We start from the raw sequence: 14,412 nt of genomic DNA, 5'->3' as shown, positions 1-14,412 counted from the left end.
ACGTTTGACTATACAAAGCAGACAGGCCTTCAGCCCACGGCGGCCAGGGTGTTGCCGTTGGATGAGCCCTTGCGGGATTTGCCGGGCCTGCGGCTCAGGCCTTCGAGGGTGGCGACGAAATCGCTGACGCCTTTGAACTGGCGGTAGACGGAGGCGAAGCGCACATAGGCCACCTCGCTCATCTCGCTGAGTTCCTGGAGCACCAGTTCGCCGATCTCACCGCTGCTCACCTCCCGGCCGCTGCGTTGCTGCAGCACCACTTCGATGTCATCGACGACGCCCTCCAGGCGGGCCGGTTCGAGGCCCGTCTTCTCGCAAGCCCTCAGCAGGCCATGGAGGAGCTTGGCGCGGTTGAAGGTTTCGCGGCTGCCATTGCGTTTGATCACCGTGACCGGAACCGTTTCGACGCGTTCGTAGGTGGTGAACCGGTGCTCACAGTTCAGGCATTCGCGCCGTCGCCGCACACTTCGGCCTGAGTCCGCGGAACGGGACTCAAGAACGCGGCTGTCGGTGTGTTGGCAGGAGGGACATTGCATCCCTTGGTTAACGCGCAAGCTCAACAATTCTAGACAGACATTTGCCAATTGAGAAGACTTCCGCCGCAATGGGTTTCGTCGTTCCGGCGCCCAAACGCTCCGCTTCAGGGCGGAATCTCCCCGCCCAAGCCCTGGCGAGGTTTCAGGGGCAACGGGGCCTTGGAGGCCGTTGGACGGGCTGCAGGCGGCCATGAAAAAGCCCCTCGCTCAGGCGGGGGGCTGGGGGGATCCTCAAGCAGGGATCACTTGCCGATCTTCGGGGGATCGCGGAACGCGATCGCGAAGAACAGGGTCGAGATCGCAAGGGCGAGGATCAAGATGTAGGCGAAGCTCTCCATTGGGTTACCTCGAGGAACTGGCGATCAACTGAGGGTGGTGCCGGCCGGGGGCACGTAGCCCTCGGGAAGGCGCCGGGTGGAACGGTCGCCCAGTTTCTGGAACAGACCGAATTCCACCTGCTCGCCAAGATCGGGATCGATGCCGGCGAACACGTCGCGGTAGAGGGTTCGTGCTCCGTGCCAGATGTGGCCGAAGAAGAACAGCAGCGCGAAGGTGGCATGGCCGAAGGTGAACCAGCCGCGCGGTGAGCTGCGGAAGGTGCCATCGGAGTGGTAGCGCTCGCGATCGAATTCGAACGCTTCACCCAACAGGGCCTTGCGGGCCAACCGCTTGACATCAGCTGGATCGGTGAAGGTCTGGCCGCCCAGGGCTCCCCCGTAGATGGTGGCGGTTACACCGGTCTGCTCGAAGGAGTACTTCGCTTCCGAACGGCGGAAGGGGATGTCGGCGCGCACGATGCCGTCTTGATCGAGGAGAACCACAGGGAAGTTCTCGAAGAAGTTGGGCAGCCTGCGGACCTCAAGGTCACGGCCTGCTTTGTCGGTGAAACTGATGTGGCCCAGCCAGCCCGTGGGGAGGCCGTCACCGTTGACCATCGGACCAACCCGGAACAGGCCGCCTTTGGCGGGGCTGTTGCCGACGTAGTCGTAGAAGGCCAGCTTTTCAGGGATGGCGCCATAGGCCTCGGCCTTGGTGGCTCCTCCGTCGAGAGCGGTCTGAACGCGGCGGTTGATCTCGGTTTTGAAGTAGCTCTGATCCCACTGGTAGCGGGTGGGCCCGAACAACTCCACAGGCGTCGCCGCAGCGCCGTACCACATGGTCCCTGCGACGATGAAGGCGGCAAAGAACACGGCGGCAATGGCGCTGGCCAGCACCGTTTCGATGTTGCCCATGCGCAGGGCCTTGTAAAGCCGCTCCGGTGGCCGTGTGGTGATGTGGAAGATGCCGGCGATGATCCCGACGATGCCGGCGGCGATGTGGTGGGCCACGATGCCGCCAGGGTTGAAGGGGTTGAACCCCTCAGCACCCCAGGACGGTTGAACCGCTTCCAGGTGACCGGTCAGTCCGTAGGGATCCGAGACCCACATGCCCGGACCGAAGACGCCGGTGAGGTGGAAGGCACCGAAACCGAAGCAGGCCAGACCGGCCAGCAGTAGGTGGATGCCGAAGATCTTGGGCAGATCGAGGGCTGGTTCACCGGTGCGGGGGTCCTGCCAGATCTCCAGATCCCAATAGGTCCAGTGCCAGATGGCGGCCAGGAAAAGCAGGCCGCTGAAAACGATGTGGGCGGCGGCCACACCCTCGAAGCTCCAGAAGCCTGGATCCAAGCCGGTTTCACCGGTGACGCTCCAGCCCCCCAGCTGCTGGTGACGCCCAGGCGGGCCATGAAGGGCATGACGAACATGCCCTGGCGCCACATGGGGTTGAGGACCTGGTCGGAAGGGTCGAAGATCGCGAGCTCGTAGAGCGCCATGGAGCCGGCCCAGCCAGCTACCAGAGCGGTGTGCATGAGGTGCACGGCCAACAAGCGGCCCGGGTCGTTGATGACGACCGTGTGCACCCGATACCAGGGCAATCCCATGGGGGTTAGGTCCGGGGAAACAAACGGCTGCGTGGTGGATGCCACGACAGCAGAACGATCGACGCGAAGGAAGGATCGATCCGTGCTGGCGATGGTAGGGGGTATCGATCACCCAAGGTCCACCGATCTCCTCAGCTGAAACGTGACGTGATGGCGATGGCCGTGCGGGAGCCTTTCTGCGGGGATACTGCGCCGTGCCGTGGTGGTTACAAATCGCAACCTGGGGTCTCAGAATGTCGGTTCGCCTGCCCTTGCCGCCATGCCCGTGATCCGTTTTGTTCGTGAGGGCCTTGAGGTGGAGTGTTATCCCGGCGAGAACCTGCGCGATGTGGCCCTGCGCCAGGGTGTGGAGATCTACGGGCTCAAGGGCAAGCTCGGCAACTGCAACGGCTGTGGCCAATGCATCACCTGTTTCGTGGGTGTGGTGGCCGAAGCTGCCCCTGGCGCCTTGAGCGACCGCACGGCAGTGGAGGATCAGAAACTGCGCAAGCGCCCCCAGGACTGGCGCCTGGCCTGCCAGACCCTGGTGCTGAAATCGGTGACGGTGCTGACACGGCCCCAGGTGGGTCTGGCCGATGGCGCCGCCCGTCTGGAGGCGGCCCGCCAGGCTCCGTTGGCCGAGGGCCCCACGGAGTGGCCCGAGGTGAGCGAGCCGGAGGGGGTTGAGGAATCCCAGTCCGCCGAAGCCACCGACCCATCGGCCTAGCCCGCTGTGGCTGAATCCGATGGACGTGATGCGGGTTGACCGTCCAAACCGCAACGAGCGGTGAAGCGGGGCCAAAAGCGCCCTGGTGCCGGTGATACGGTCCCGTTGCTCCGGTCAACAGCAATGGAAACCAACGATCTCGGCTTCGTCGCCAGCCTGCTGTTCGTTCTGGTGCCAGCCGTCTTCCTGATCGTTCTTTACATCCAGACCAGCAGCCGTCAGAGCTGACTCCCCACCGTGGGTGGCCTGCCCCGTCAGCGGCGGCCCTCGGGTTCGCGCACCACCAGCACGGGCGTCGGGGCGTGGACACGGATGTAATCGCTCACGGAGCTGCCCAGGAGCCGGTCGATGTCCACCAGCCCCTTGGCCACCAGAGGGCGACGGTCCTGGGAGGCGATCACCACCAGATCGGCCTTGAGTTCCTCGGCCGCGGCGCAGAAGGTACGACCCACATCGCCGCTGCGGTGCAAGGGCTTGAGCTCCACGCCGAAGCTGCGGGCCCGCTGGACCGCCTTCTCCAGCACCTCATCGGCAGGGGTTTTGCCCCCGCGGGAGGGGGTCACGTCCTGACGGGTGATGTGGATCCCGGTGAGGCTGCCGCCGGGGATGTCCTTGACCAGCTCGCAGGCCAGGCGCAGGGCGTCATCGCCAACGCCGGTGCCGTCGATGGCCACCGCAACGCGGTTGATGTGGCGCACGTAGAGGTCGTCCCGCACCAGCAACATCGGCCGTGTGGAGAGCTGGAAGACGTATTGGCTGGCGCTGTTGCTGAGGATCGACTGCAGGCGCCCCAGGCCCCTGGAGCCCATCACGATCAGATCGCTGTCCAGCTCATCGGCCACCTTGAGCACGGTTTGCTTGGTGTCGCCCTGGCGAATGATCGTGTTGATCTCGCTCGGGTCGAGGCCCAGTCGTTTCACGGCCTCGGCCACCAGGCCGGCGGCGTTCTGCCAGTGCTCCTGGAAGTTCTCGCCCGCCTGCTCGGGCACCACGTGCAGCAGGTTGAGTCGGGCTTGCCGAAACACCGGGATGGCGCTCAGCATGCGCACCATTTCTTCAACGTGGCCCTTGCCGGAGTCGGCGATCAGAACATTGCGAAACATGGGGCTGGCACCGCTCTTTGGCAGCCTATGGCTGAAACGCAAGTGGGCCGTTGACGAACCAGGAGGACGTCATGAAGCGTGGCTGGCGCCTGCGGCGGCGGGTGCTCCCCCAGCACACCGACCACGCCGGGGTGATGTGGCATGGCGCCTACCTGGGGTTTCTCGAGGAGGCGCGAGTGGAGGCGTTGGCGGCGGCTGGCCTGGATTACAGCGACCTCTCGGCCCGGGGATTCGAGCTGCCGGTGGTGGCCCTCTCGATCGATTACCGCCAGGCCCTGTTGCACGGTGAGGCGCTCGAACTGTGGAGCACGATCGAGCCCCGGCGCGGCCTGCGGCTGCCCTGGCACAGCACCTTTCTCAATGGCGCCGGTGAGGTGGCCGCCGAGGCCCGGGTGGAACTGGTGCTGGTTCAGCTGCCCACGACGGGCGCAACGCCGGCGCCACGGCGGTTGCTGCGGCGCCTGCCGGAGGATCTGGAACGGGCAATCGAGCGCCTGGGGCGGGGGCCCAAGGGCCAGCAAGAGCCGTAGAGTACATATGTATTGCTTTGGTTCGGTTGGGGGATCTTCTGCTCGTTCCGTTCGGTTCGGGGGCGCGCCGTAGCCCCATGGGCTGGGGTGAGTGTCGGCGCCTCTGGTGGCTCGTCTGGCGCGGTTGCCCGGGTGTCGGCTGGAGCCGCCTCAGGGCCCTGGAGCGCCATTGCGGTGACCTGGGGATCGCCTGGGGGACCCCCTCGAAGAGCTGGCTGCGGTGCCGGGGATGGGGCCCGCTGTGCTCGGCAGGCTGGAGGCCTATCGACGGCGCCTGGGCCAGGAGCCGCTGAGTGCCTTTGGCAGGGGCGGTCGTCCGACACGGATGTTGCTGCCGGGGGATCCCGCCTTTCCAGGGGCCCTGCTGGAGCTGGATCGGCCCCCGCTGGCGCTCCACTGGCAGGGCTGCGGCAGCCTCTGGCCGCCGTTGCGGCGCCGCCAGGCGGTGGCGGTGGTGGGCACCCGCCGTCCATCCCGCCATGGGCTCGTCATGGCACGGGCCATCGGCAAGGCCCTGGCCGGGGCCGGTTGGCCGGTGGTGAGCGGCCTCGCGGAGGGCATCGATGCGGCGGCCCACGAGGGTTGTCTGGCCCAGGGGGGCGGCCTGTGGCGGTACTGGGCACTCCCTTGGAGCGCATCTACCCCCGCCATCACGGGGAGCTGCAACGGCAGGTGGCGGCCCAGGGCCTGCTGATCTCCGAGCAGCTTCCTGGAGCCGGGGTGCACCCAGGCAACTTCGCCGCCCGCAACCGCCTGCAGGTGGCCCTGGCCCGGGCGGTGGTGCTGGTGGAGTGCCCCATGGTCAGTGGGGCTCTGCAGTCGGCGGCCCTCGCCTGGGACCAGGGGCTTCCGCTCTGGGTGGTGCCGGCGGATGCGGGAAAGGTTTCCGCGGCGGGCAGCAACCGGCTGCTGGCCAGGGGCGCTTCGGCCCTGCTCGACCCCGCTGACCTGATCCGCCAGCTGGGTCCTGGGCCCTTGAAGCCAGCGGCGGGCCTTGCAGTGGCGGGGCGATCGGTTGATCGGGCCGAGCAGGCGTGGCCGGGGTTCCCCCTCGGCGGCGTGCAGGGGGAGGTGCTGCAGGTGTTGGGGCAGGGGGCGAGCCTGGAAGACCTCTGTCAGGGCCTAGGGCGCCCGGCGCCTGAGGTGGCCAGCCGCCTGTTGGAGTTGGAGTTGGCCGGGCGGGTGATCGCGGAGCCGGGCCTGTGCTGGCGGCCTCTCTGAGGCGCTTCCTAGGGTGGCTCGATGGATCGCCCTTGCCAGTCGCCATCCCCCGCGGCGCCATCGCCCACCGTGGTGCCATCGCCCGCTGCGGTGCTGGGGCCTGAGGTCCCAACGGTGGTTCAGGGCAGCGAGTTGTTGGCCTGGCGCCGCCGTCTGCTGGAGGGGGAGGTCAGAGCGCCGAACTCGACTGGCTGCTGGATCTGGCCGGCGGCCTGCGTTGGAGCGCCTTGCAGCGGCTATGGCTTGAGCCCGAGCGGGTGGTGAGGCTGGTGCGTCCGCTCCAGGCGTTGGAAGCGCTCTGGCTCCTGCACCGCCAGCGTTCCATACCCCTGCAGTACCTGGTGGGGGTCTGCCCGTGGCGGGATCTGGAACTGCGGGTGGCACCGGGGGTGCTGATCCCCCGTCAGGAGAGTGAGCTTCTGGTGGATCTGGCCCTCATCTGCTTGGCTGCGCTGCCCCCTGGACCACTCCGCTGGGCCGACCTGGGCACCGGTTCCGGCTGTTTGACGGTGGCCCTCGCGGCGGCCCTGCCTCCCGGAAGTCGGGGCTATGCCGTGGACTGCAGCCCCGAGGCCCTGGCCCAGGTCCGCTTGAACCTGGAACGCGCCGCTGGGGCGGCCTCTGTGGAGCTGCGGCTAGGGCAGTGGTGGGCGCCGCTGGAGCCGCTGGCCGGCCAGCTCGATCTGGTGGTCAGCAACCCCCGTACATCCCCACGGGCCTGCTGGCGCAGTTGGAGCCGGTGGTGCGCGAGCACGAACCCCACCTGGCGCTCGATGGCGGTGCCGATGGACTGGCCTCGATTCGACGGATCGCCGCCGGTGCCTCCCAGGCCCTCGCCCCCGGTGGCTGGTTGCTGCTGGAGCACCACCACGATCAGGGCCCGGCCGTCGCGGCGCTCCTGGCGGCCGCTGGCCTGGTGGAGGTGACCACCGAACCTGATCTGGAGGGCCACGGGCGGTTCACCCGCGCCCGGCGCCCGCTCCCAAGCCATCCATGACATCTTCCCCAGCTTTTGATCAGGGCCGGGTGCTTGAGGCCGCCGAGCTGGCCGAAGCCCTGGCCGCCGGTTCGGCCGCCCTCTTCCCCACCGATACTCTGCCGGCTCTGGCCTGCCGCCCCCTGGCCGCACCCCTGCTCTGGAGGCTCAAGAACCGCCCCGCCGATCGACCCCTGATCCTCATGGGCGCTGATCCCGAGGAATTGCTGGCGGCGTTGGCGGTGCCGATCCGCCCCCAGTGGCGGGAGATGGCCCTGGGGCACTGGCCCGGTGCGCTGACGCTGGTGCTGCCAGCCGAGGGGCCGATCGCCCAGGCGCTCCATCCCGGTGGCGGGAGCCTGGGGTTGCGGGTGCCGGCCTGCCCTTCGGCCCTGGCGTTGCTGCGGCTCAGCGGTCCCCTGGCCACCACCAGTGCCAATGCCTCAGGAGCGCCGGCCTGCCTCACGGCCGAGGAGGCTGAGCGGGCCTTCCCTGCCGTGCCCTTGCTGGGGCCGCTGCCCTGGCCCGCCGCCGCTGGGCTGGGGAGCACGGTGCTCGCCTGGTGCGAGGGAGACCGCTGGCAGGTGCTCCGTCCTGGTGCTGTGATGCCGGAGGTCTGAGTTGACAGCTCCGATGCGGTCTCGACCGGGTGCGCCTCGATGCTGATCCTGACCCTGCTGGTGGCTCTGGTGCTGGGCCTCAACCATCTGGTGCTCGAGCCGCTGACCGTTCTGCTCACGCCCCTGTTCGAGCTGCAGGGCCTGTTCCCCTGGTTGGTCTTGGCGCTGGGGGCCTGGTTCCTGGCGGGTCGCCGGGGCTGATGGGCCAGCCCGAATCGGGGGGCGGGGGGTGAAGTGGCTCTTTTGGGCGCCAACGTTGGCCAGCCCTGGTGGCCTGAGGGCGTTACTTGCTGAAGTTCTCCAGGGTGTCAAGACCCTTGCGCAACAGTTGCTGGGATTGGTCGATCAGCCGCCTGCGGTCGTCGCGGTACTCGCACGACTTGATCAGGTAATTGATGTTCCGTGTCTTGGGGTGGTAGCCCACGAAGCGCAGCTTGCAGAAGGAGCGTCCTGACTTGCCGGGCTCCCGTTTGAGCAGCTCCCCCTCCAGGCAGTTGTAGCCCTTGTCGCCCTTGCGCGAGCAGAGGCCCAGGTTCTTGAAGAACAGATCGTTGCCAAGGGCCTGCTGACGGCTATTGGCGTAGCCGGCGAAGGACACCGGATCGAAGCTGAACGGTGCGGCCATGGCCGTCATCGGGGCTGACCCCAGAAGGATCGTGGCCAGCAGCCAGCGGCGTAGGCGCATGCTCTGAGGCTTGTTCGCTTGGCAACGAATGTAGGGGCGGCTACCGGAATCGCTCGGCACCAGGCCCTGGTGGGGGCTGAAGCCATGTCTGGATGCGACTACGTGATTCCGTCGGGGGGTGCCCTCCCGCCAGGCCAGGATCCCAATCGCCTGCCCCGAAGCGATGACGCGGCTCTATCTGGTGGTGCTCGGTGGGCGCAGCGAGGGCTGCCACATCGAACTCCACGATGTGCGCTTCGTGGCGGCCGCTTCGATCGAAGCGGCGATACCGGAGCTGCGCCGCCAGTGGTTCGGCCGTCGCCGCGGACTTCACATCGACAGTTATGTGGCACTCGACTTCGTCGATGGCCATCGCATTGAGCTGCGGCCAGAGCCCTGGGGAGGAAGCGAACGCCTCTGGTTCGTGAACATGGGCGCCTACGACCCCACCCAGTTGGCGGAGCTGCACCAGTTCACCCTGGTGGTGGCACCGAGTGCCCAGTCCGCCAAGGCCAGGGCCCGGCGGCAGCTCCTGCTGGGGGCCGCCGGGCGCCACAACGACGACCTCCACGCCGTCGAGGATGCCCTGCAGCTGGAGTCGCTGCAGGGCTGGCATGTGCACCTGCCCCTGGACCCGGAGAACCGCCATCAGCCCCTGGTGCCCGATTGGTTCGGTTACCGCCGAATTGATCGTGAGGCAAGCGCCTGATGCCCCCATCGGGTGAGCTGGGATCAGGAAAAGCCACCCGGCCGGGGTCGATGGCTGGAGAGCGACACGTTGCCAGCGACGTTGGCCTGGGTCTGGAACGGCTGTTGGGGCGCAGACGACTGCCGGGGCTGGGGTACCGCCACCACGTTGAAGGCCAGGGACCAGCGCTCTCCTTCGCCTCTGAAGGGGGCCACCGAATGGGGTTGCCAGGCGGGAAACACGTAGAGGTCGCCAGGCACGGGCAACACGTAGTGGGCCATGCCGGTGCGGAAGCTCTGGATGTGCCATTCCTCGGGGCCGTGGAAGCAGAGTTGGCCGTCGAAGCGCTCGCCGGTGATCTGGGGCGGCACCTGCAGGAAGATCACACCGGAGAAACTGCCGCCGTGGGTATGGATGGGGTTGTAGTCGCCGGCGCGCTGCAGGTTCAGCCACACATCGATCATCTGAAGCCGGTAGCCCCCGGAACCCATGGCCCCCGCCCCTGGGGCGGCTGCTGGTCGATCACGTGGCGGATCCACTGCTCGCAGGCCGGCACGATCACCTCGGCGCAGAGCTGGGCGATGGGTGGAAACTGGGGCCCCAGTTCGCGCTGGAGGGCGAGCTGACCGGCCAGTTTGCCGGAGGCGTCCGGGGTGCTGCCGGGGTCGCTGAGCACCGCCCTGGCCAGCTGTTGCAGATCGGCCAGCAGGCCCTCGTTCAGCCGTTGCTTGAGCAGGTAGCGGGGAAAGAGGCTGAGCACCTCTGAGTTCGCATCCATCCCTGCCCTGCCGTTCGGCCGAAATTACGACTGGGGCGGGATCGCTCGGGCGTTCAGGGGCAACGTTCCTGCCGGAGAGGGCCCACCCCCAATCCCAGCAGCCGTTCCGTTCAGGCTTCTGTGGCTACTGACGAAAAGCCGGCTAACGGATTTGAACCGATGGCCTTCGCTTTACAAAAGCGCTGCTCTACCACTGAGCTAAGCCGGCGTGGAGGCAAGTTTATCGCTCGCCCATGGCCCAGAGGAGCAGTTGGGTTCGGTTGCCGCAACCGGTCTTGAGCAGCAGATGGGAGATGTGGCTTTCTACCGTGCGCGGGCTGAGAAACAGCCGCGCGGCGATCGCCTTGTTGCTCAGACCCTCCAGCAGGGCCCCGAGCACACGGCCCTCTGCCGCCGTGATCGGCTCTGGACTGATGGGCCCTGGGGCGGCTCGGTGTTGGGAGGTGACCACGGCGATCGGGCGTTGGCCTCCCAAGGATTCCCAGGGGATGCCAAGGCCTAACCCAAAGGCTCAGGCCGGGGAGGGTGTGGGCTCGACCGGTTCGGGTGCGGGCAGGGGGATGGCCCGGGCCCGCTTGATCGGCAGGTTGGCCACCAGGGCGGTGACCCGGTCTTCGGTTTCCAGGCTCACATCTCCCTCCTCCAGATCGATCTCCACATAGCGGGAGACCACCTCGAGGATTTCCCGGCGCATCTGCTCCAGCAATTCGGGGTTCAGGTCGCTGCGGTCGTGGGCGAGCACCAGTTGCAGTCGCTGGCGGGCGGTGTCGGCGCTGGCCGGCTGCCGCCCGAGCAGTTTGTTGATGAAGTCGAGCAGGGTCATCGGGCTCAAAAGATCTTGGTTTGCAGCAGCCGGCCGAGCTTCGAGCGCAATCCACCACCCTCCTTGAGCGGATCGATCATCGGCACCTCCTCACCCTGCAGGCGCCGAGCCACGTTGTTGTAGGCCACCGCCGCCGGTGAGCGGCCGCCATTGAGGGTGAGGGGCTCGCCGCGGTTCGTGGAGACGATCACCTGTTCGTCCTCGAGCACCAGCCCCAGCAGCGGGAGGGCCAGGATGTCGGTCACATCGCTGACGGCCAGCATCTCCTGGTTGGCCATCATCTTCGGCCGCACCCGATTCAGCACCAGTTGAATGGGCTTGATGCCATGGGTATTGAGCAGCCCGATCACCCGGTCCGCATCCCGCACCGCTGAGACCTCTGGGGTGGTGACCACGATCGCTTCTTCGGCCGCGGCCACCGCATTCTTGAAGCCGTCCTCGATGCCCGCCGGGCAATCGATCAGCACGTATTCGAAGTCTTCGCCCAGCAACTTGGCGATTTTGACCATGTCATCGGGCTTGAGCCACTCGAGCATGCGCGGGTTGCCCGCCGGCAACAGGGCCAGGTTGGGCTCCTGCTTGTGTTTCACCAGTGCCTGTTCCAGCCGGCAGGTTTCGGCGAGCACCTCCTGGGCCGTGTAGACGATCCTGTTTTCCAGACCCAGCAACAGATCAAGGTTGCGCAGGCCGAAATCCGCATCGAGCACGGCGGTCTTGCGACCCTGTTTGGCCAGGGCAATGCCCAGGTTGGCAGTCAGCGTGGTCTTGCCGACGCCGCCTTTGCCGGAGCAGATCAGGATGTAGCGGGTGCGGGCGATGGCGACGGGAAGCGAAGTGGGTGCAGGTTAAGGCCCACACGCTGGGAAGGGGCAATCTCAGTGGACCATCGACCCGCCGCAGCCGATGCCGGTAGAAAGGTCGAGCCTGCCCCCCTTGGTGATGCCTGAGTCCACACCCCATCAGCAGACCCTCCTGGTCATGCCCGACGACGGCGTGGATTCCGTCGTTGCCCTGATCGATCAGGCCCGGGAACAGCTTCTGCTCAAGCAGTTCAAGGTCGAGTCCGAGGCCATTGAGCAGGCCCTGCTCCGGGCCCATCAGCGCGGGGTCACGGTGCGGGTGATGCTCAACCCCCACACCTCCGGCGGCGATCGCTGGAACGATGAGGCCCATGCTCGTCTCAACAGCTGGGGAATCGAGGCGATCTGGACCAGCGAGGCGTTTCCGGTCACCCACGAAAAGTCCTTGGTGGTGGACCAGCAGTTCGCCCTGATCGCCACCTTCAACCTGGCCGATAAATACTTCACCGAGACCCGCGACTACGGGGTGGTCACCTACTCCGCCCCCGTGGTCGCCCAGGTGATCGCCGGTTTCGAGGCCGATTGGCACCGCCAGTTCTTTCAGCCCGACCTGGGGGTGGGCCTGGTCTGGAGCAGTTTCCACAGTCGCGGCCAGATGGCCCGCATCGTCGATGCAGCCACGGAATCCCTCTGGATTCAGCACCCCAAGTTCGTCGATGCGGTGATCCTTGATCGGATCATCACGGCCCGGGAGCGGGGGTGAAGGTGCGGGTGCTCTGCGGCGGCAAGCACGGCATCAGCGACTGGGACATCTACGACACCTTCGCCTCCTTGCGGATCATGGAGCGCTACGGCGTGAAGGTGCGCCGCCAGAAGCACCTCAAGCTCCACGCCAAGCTCATCGTTGTTGATGGCATCGCCTCCCAGACCGGATCGATGAACATCGACCGCAGCGCCTTCGACCTGCGCCGGGAATTGGGGATCGAATCCGATGCCCCCGCAGTGGTGGGTCGGCTCAAGGAAACGTTCCAGGCCGACTGGGCCGAGGCGGAGAAGTACCACGCCCCTGATCCCCTCGATCCCACCCTCCACGAAGAAGGCGAACTGCCTCCGGATCCCCATTTCGTCCACGACTGAGCCATGGCCCATCCGGCTCCCACCGGCCCCCAGGACCTGGCGCCGCCACCGGGTCTGCGGGCCCTGTTCATCGGCATGTTGCAGGTGTCGCTCTCCTCGTTCGGCGGCGGGCTCTCGGCCTGGAGCCAGCGCATCGTGGTGGAGCAGCGCCGCTGGATGACCAACGAGAGCTTCCTCACCGGCCTCACGGTGGCGCGGCTGTTTCCGGGGCCCAACCAGATCAACATGGCCGTCTACATCGGCGCCAGTTTCCGCGGACTGGTGGGGGCCGCCGTCGCCCTGGCCGGGATGCTGCTGCTGCCGTTCACGGCCCTGATGCTGGTGGGTCTGCTCTATTTCCATTTCCACGAGCTGCCCTCCGTGGACCGGGTGCTGGCCGGCGTGGTGGCGGCGGCGGCCGGCATGGCCCTTTCGATGGGCTTCAAGATCCTCGACCAGTACTGGCGCGATCCGATGGCCCTGGTGCTGGCCGCGGTCACCTTCGTGGCGATGGTGGTGTTCCACGTGCAGCTCATCCCATTGGTGTTGGTGGCCGGTCCGCTGGCCATGGCCTGGTACTGGCCCCGCAACAGCAACGCCATCCCTGACCGCCCCGCCTGAGCCGCGTGTCCCTCCCCCTCCCCCCTCCCCTCCCCCTCCCTTTGGCGGCCTGCACGCCGGTCTCGCTCAGCGATCTGGGCAACCTGCTCCAGGTGCTCTGGACCTTTCTTTCCTTATCGCTGTTTTCGCTCGGGGGTGGTAACACCCTGTTGAGCGAATACCACCACCTGAGCGTCGAGCAGTACTGCTGGCTGAGTTCCTCCCAGTTCGCCGACCTCTACGCCCTGGCGGAGGCGGCCCCGGGCCCGAGCTCGATGATCGTGGGCTTGTTGGGGATGGGGGCGGCCTGGCGGGAGGGTGCCTGGTGGTCGTTGCTGAGTGGCTACGGCGCCGAACTGGCGATCCTGCTGCCTTCCACCTTGCTCATGGTGGTGGCCTGCCTGAGCTGGAACAAGCTCAAGAACTCCCCCTGGCGGGTGGCCTTTGAGCGAGGCCTTGGGCCGATCACCCTGGGGATCCTGTTCGCCGTCGGGCTGAAGATCCTGCAGACCGCCGACACCAACACTCCTGGGGTGATTGTCTCGCTGCTGGTCTGTGTGCTGATGCTGCGCACCCGGATCTCACCGCTTTGGTTCATGGCCTTTGCGGGGGCGCTGGGGGGCTTGGGCTGATCAATCGCTGAGGGGCCAGAGGGGATCAGCGGCCTCGATTTCGATGCTGGAGCCCACCAGCCTGGCGGTTTCGGTGAACCCTGCCGGAGGGTTGTCCTGGGGCCCCCGGGCGACCGCCCTGGCGATTCGCAGTTGAAGAGGTCTCAGCTGCAGGGCCGTGATTATGGCGCTGTTGTCGCCGCCGCAGCCTGCGTGGGCCACCCCCGCAGTCGACCCCACACCAGTACGCTGTCGCCGGCGCTGATCCGAGCTCCCGGGTTGACATCCCCCAGGAGCAGCACCGATCCCGCCACCTGCAGATGATCGCCGGAGCGCAGGGTGCCCCGGTGCACCGTGAGGGCGTTTCTGGGTCCAGAACGCTCGGCTTGCGGCGCTGCCTCGGCGATGGGGAGATGCTCGGTGGGCAGCCCCAGGGCCGCCGCCGCCACCAAGGTGGCGCCGTTGCGGGCCTGCAGCGCACTCAGCTCCAAGGCCGACTCGGCCAGGATCTGATCGAGGGCCCGAAGGGTGGCCGTGGTCAGCCTCCACTCCCCCGCCTGCAGCAGCACGGGACCCGCTGGTGGCGCCACCCCCAGGGCATAGCTCGCCTGCTCAAGGACACTGCTGGAACCATCGGCTGCGCCGAGCCGGAGCACGTGGGGCAGATCCGGGCCGGCGGAGGGAATCAGGACGGCGCTCATGCCCGCTCCGTGGGGGCC

The 14,412-nt window shown here is 67.1% G+C and carries 19 protein-coding genes, 1 tRNA gene and 4 pseudogenes; 13 read left to right on the top strand and 11 right to left on the bottom strand.

Going from position 1 to position 14,412, the window contains the following annotated elements; translation table 11 throughout:
* Nucleotides 1-29: 29 nt before the first annotated feature.
* The 3 genes and pseudogenes from nrdR to psbB form a co-directional block, all read right to left on the bottom strand.
* Nucleotides 30-536: a transcriptional regulator NrdR gene (gene nrdR, locus AAF143_RS03225; RefSeq protein WP_255009438.1), complete on the bottom strand. Its 507-nt coding sequence runs from the start codon at nucleotides 534-536 to the stop codon at nucleotides 30-32.
* 242 nt (nucleotides 537-778) lie between these two features.
* Nucleotides 779-874: a photosystem II reaction center protein T gene (locus AAF143_RS03220; RefSeq protein ID WP_010314684.1), complete on the bottom strand. Its 96-nt coding sequence runs from the start codon at nucleotides 872-874 to the stop codon at nucleotides 779-781.
* Nucleotides 875-1,006: 132 nt separating this feature from the next.
* Nucleotides 1,007-2,457: pseudogene (psbB, locus tag AAF143_RS03215) on the bottom strand (photosystem II chlorophyll-binding protein CP47); the annotation flags it as partial.
* Between the two features lie 259 nt (nucleotides 2,458-2,716).
* On the opposite strand from psbB, the gene AAF143_RS03210 reads away from it, so the two are divergent.
* Both AAF143_RS03210 and psbM read left to right on the top strand, forming a co-directional pair.
* Complete coding sequence (locus tag AAF143_RS03210) at nucleotides 2,717-3,163, top strand: 2Fe-2S iron-sulfur cluster-binding protein (RefSeq protein WP_255009434.1); 447 nt, start codon at nucleotides 2,717-2,719, stop codon at nucleotides 3,161-3,163.
* A gap of 123 nt (nucleotides 3,164-3,286) precedes the next feature.
* A complete protein-coding gene (gene psbM, locus AAF143_RS03205) occupies nucleotides 3,287-3,391 on the top strand; it encodes a photosystem II reaction center protein PsbM (protein WP_254940831.1) in 105 nt (34 codons plus the stop codon).
* A 26-nt stretch (nucleotides 3,392-3,417) separates the two neighbouring features.
* Here psbM and AAF143_RS03200 read toward each other — a convergent pair whose 3' ends face one another.
* The gene (locus AAF143_RS03200) at nucleotides 3,418-4,266 is read right to left on the bottom strand and encodes a universal stress protein (protein ID WP_255009432.1); all 849 of its coding nucleotides are present in this window, start codon (nucleotides 4,264-4,266) and stop codon (nucleotides 3,418-3,420) included.
* 71 nt (nucleotides 4,267-4,337) lie between these two features.
* On the opposite strand from AAF143_RS03200, the gene AAF143_RS03195 reads away from it, so the two are divergent.
* From AAF143_RS03195 to AAF143_RS03170, 6 genes and pseudogenes are all read left to right on the top strand, one after another.
* Nucleotides 4,338-4,796, top strand: coding sequence for an acyl-CoA thioesterase (locus AAF143_RS03195; RefSeq protein WP_255009668.1), 459 nt, complete (start codon nucleotides 4,338-4,340; stop codon nucleotides 4,794-4,796).
* A 229-nt stretch (nucleotides 4,797-5,025) separates the two neighbouring features.
* Nucleotides 5,026-5,669: pseudogene (locus tag AAF143_RS03190) on the top strand (DNA-processing protein DprA); the annotation flags it as partial.
* Complete coding sequence (locus AAF143_RS03185) at nucleotides 5,655-6,017, top strand: hypothetical protein (RefSeq protein ID WP_414026882.1); 363 nt, start codon at nucleotides 5,655-5,657, stop codon at nucleotides 6,015-6,017. The pseudogene AAF143_RS03190 and the gene AAF143_RS03185, both read left to right, overlap by 15 nt.
* 227 nt (nucleotides 6,018-6,244) lie before the next feature.
* Nucleotides 6,245-6,943, top strand: coding sequence for a methyltransferase domain-containing protein (locus AAF143_RS03180; protein ID WP_414026506.1), 699 nt, complete (start codon nucleotides 6,245-6,247; stop codon nucleotides 6,941-6,943).
* A gap of 67 nt (nucleotides 6,944-7,010) precedes the next feature.
* Nucleotides 7,011-7,613 carry an L-threonylcarbamoyladenylate synthase gene (locus AAF143_RS03175; RefSeq protein ID WP_255009427.1) on the top strand — a complete coding sequence of 201 codons (603 nt, stop codon included), beginning with the start codon at nucleotides 7,011-7,013 and terminating at the stop codon, nucleotides 7,611-7,613.
* A gap of 39 nt (nucleotides 7,614-7,652) precedes the next feature.
* The gene (locus AAF143_RS03170; RefSeq protein WP_255009426.1) at nucleotides 7,653-7,814 is read left to right on the top strand and encodes a hypothetical protein; all 162 of its coding nucleotides are present in this window, start codon (nucleotides 7,653-7,655) and stop codon (nucleotides 7,812-7,814) included.
* An 82-nt stretch (nucleotides 7,815-7,896) separates the two neighbouring features.
* Here the strand turns inward: AAF143_RS03170 and AAF143_RS03165 are convergent, their stop codons facing one another.
* Complete coding sequence (locus AAF143_RS03165; protein ID WP_255009424.1) at nucleotides 7,897-8,298, bottom strand: hypothetical protein; 402 nt, start codon at nucleotides 8,296-8,298, stop codon at nucleotides 7,897-7,899.
* A 163-nt stretch (nucleotides 8,299-8,461) separates the two neighbouring features.
* Between AAF143_RS03165 and AAF143_RS03160 the strand changes: the two genes are divergently transcribed.
* Nucleotides 8,462-8,986, top strand: coding sequence for a DUF1543 domain-containing protein (locus AAF143_RS03160; protein ID WP_255009666.1), 525 nt, complete (start codon nucleotides 8,462-8,464; stop codon nucleotides 8,984-8,986).
* A 23-nt stretch (nucleotides 8,987-9,009) separates the two neighbouring features.
* Here AAF143_RS03160 and AAF143_RS03155 read toward each other — a convergent pair.
* The 5 genes and pseudogenes from AAF143_RS03155 to minD all read right to left on the bottom strand — a co-directional run bounded on the left by AAF143_RS03155 (nucleotide 9,010) and on the right by minD (nucleotide 11,384).
* A pseudogene (locus AAF143_RS03155) lies at nucleotides 9,010-9,743 on the bottom strand (putative 2OG-Fe(II) oxygenase).
* Between the two features lie 136 nt (nucleotides 9,744-9,879).
* A tRNA-Thr gene (locus AAF143_RS03150) sits at nucleotides 9,880-9,951 on the bottom strand.
* A 12-nt stretch (nucleotides 9,952-9,963) separates the two neighbouring features.
* Complete coding sequence (locus tag AAF143_RS03145) at nucleotides 9,964-10,218, bottom strand: response regulator transcription factor (RefSeq protein WP_255009422.1); 255 nt, start codon at nucleotides 10,216-10,218, stop codon at nucleotides 9,964-9,966.
* 36 nt (nucleotides 10,219-10,254) lie between these two features.
* Nucleotides 10,255-10,566, bottom strand: coding sequence for a cell division topological specificity factor MinE (minE, locus tag AAF143_RS03140; protein ID WP_255009419.1), 312 nt, complete (start codon nucleotides 10,564-10,566; stop codon nucleotides 10,255-10,257).
* Nucleotides 10,567-10,571: 5 nt separating this feature from the next.
* Nucleotides 10,572-11,384: a septum site-determining protein MinD gene (gene minD / locus AAF143_RS03135; protein WP_255009664.1), complete on the bottom strand. Its 813-nt coding sequence runs from the start codon at nucleotides 11,382-11,384 to the stop codon at nucleotides 10,572-10,574.
* Nucleotides 11,385-11,544: 160 nt separating this feature from the next.
* On the opposite strand from minD, the gene AAF143_RS03130 reads away from it, so the two are divergent.
* The 4 genes from AAF143_RS03130 to AAF143_RS03115 are packed head-to-tail and all read left to right on the top strand — an operon-like array spanning nucleotide 11,545 to nucleotide 13,714.
* Nucleotides 11,545-12,129: a phospholipase D-like domain-containing protein gene (locus tag AAF143_RS03130; RefSeq protein ID WP_414026505.1), complete on the top strand. Its 585-nt coding sequence runs from the start codon at nucleotides 11,545-11,547 to the stop codon at nucleotides 12,127-12,129.
* Nucleotides 12,126-12,503, top strand: a complete 378-nt coding sequence (locus AAF143_RS03125) for a phospholipase D-like domain-containing protein (RefSeq protein ID WP_414026504.1) — start codon at nucleotides 12,126-12,128, stop codon at nucleotides 12,501-12,503. The genes AAF143_RS03130 and AAF143_RS03125 overlap by 4 nt, the downstream gene beginning before the upstream one ends.
* 3 nt (nucleotides 12,504-12,506) lie before the next feature.
* Complete coding sequence (locus tag AAF143_RS03120; RefSeq protein WP_255009416.1) at nucleotides 12,507-13,103, top strand: chromate transporter; 597 nt, start codon at nucleotides 12,507-12,509, stop codon at nucleotides 13,101-13,103.
* Between the two features lie 5 nt (nucleotides 13,104-13,108).
* Nucleotides 13,109-13,714, top strand: a complete 606-nt coding sequence (locus AAF143_RS03115; protein ID WP_414026503.1) for a chromate transporter — start codon at nucleotides 13,109-13,111, stop codon at nucleotides 13,712-13,714.
* Here the strand turns inward: AAF143_RS03115 and minC are convergent.
* A pseudogene (minC, locus tag AAF143_RS03110) lies at nucleotides 13,715-14,394 on the bottom strand (septum site-determining protein MinC). It abuts the gene before it with no gap.
* Nucleotides 14,395-14,412 lie beyond the last annotated feature (18 nt).

This window comes from Cyanobium sp. ATX-6F1 (assembly GCF_047395825.1).
GTDB lineage: Bacteria > Cyanobacteriota > Cyanobacteriia > PCC-6307 > Cyanobiaceae > ATX-6F1.
Note: the sequence above shows the minus strand (reverse complement) of the source record. Positions and strands in the feature narration are given on the sequence as shown.

Bases quoted from the DNA above. Each gene is read 5' to 3' on its own strand.
- nrdR (WP_255009438.1), bottom strand. From the start codon at position 536: ATGCAATGTCCCTCCTGCCAACACACCGACAGCCGCGTTCTTGAGTCC.
- AAF143_RS03220 (WP_010314684.1), bottom strand. From the start codon at position 874: ATGGAGAGCTTCGCCTACATCTTGATCCTCGCCCTTGCGATCTCGACC.
- AAF143_RS03210 (WP_255009434.1), top strand. From the start codon at position 2,717: ATGCCCGTGATCCGTTTTGTTCGTGAGGGCCTTGAGGTGGAGTGTTAT.
- psbM (WP_254940831.1), top strand. From the start codon at position 3,287: ATGGAAACCAACGATCTCGGCTTCGTCGCCAGCCTGCTGTTCGTTCTG.
- AAF143_RS03200 (WP_255009432.1), bottom strand. From the start codon at position 4,266: ATGTTTCGCAATGTTCTGATCGCCGACTCCGGCAAGGGCCACGTTGAA.
- AAF143_RS03195 (WP_255009668.1), top strand. From the start codon at position 4,338: ATGAAGCGTGGCTGGCGCCTGCGGCGGCGGGTGCTCCCCCAGCACACC.
- AAF143_RS03175 (WP_255009427.1), top strand. From the start codon at position 7,011: ATGACATCTTCCCCAGCTTTTGATCAGGGCCGGGTGCTTGAGGCCGCC.
- AAF143_RS03170 (WP_255009426.1), top strand. From the start codon at position 7,653: ATGCTGATCCTGACCCTGCTGGTGGCTCTGGTGCTGGGCCTCAACCAT.
- AAF143_RS03165 (WP_255009424.1), bottom strand. From the start codon at position 8,298: ATGCGCCTACGCCGCTGGCTGCTGGCCACGATCCTTCTGGGGTCAGCC.
- AAF143_RS03160 (WP_255009666.1), top strand. From the start codon at position 8,462: ATGACGCGGCTCTATCTGGTGGTGCTCGGTGGGCGCAGCGAGGGCTGC.
- minE (WP_255009419.1), bottom strand. From the start codon at position 10,566: ATGACCCTGCTCGACTTCATCAACAAACTGCTCGGGCGGCAGCCGGCC.
- AAF143_RS03130 (WP_414026505.1), top strand. From the start codon at position 11,545: ATGCCCGACGACGGCGTGGATTCCGTCGTTGCCCTGATCGATCAGGCC.
- AAF143_RS03120 (WP_255009416.1), top strand. From the start codon at position 12,507: ATGGCCCATCCGGCTCCCACCGGCCCCCAGGACCTGGCGCCGCCACCG.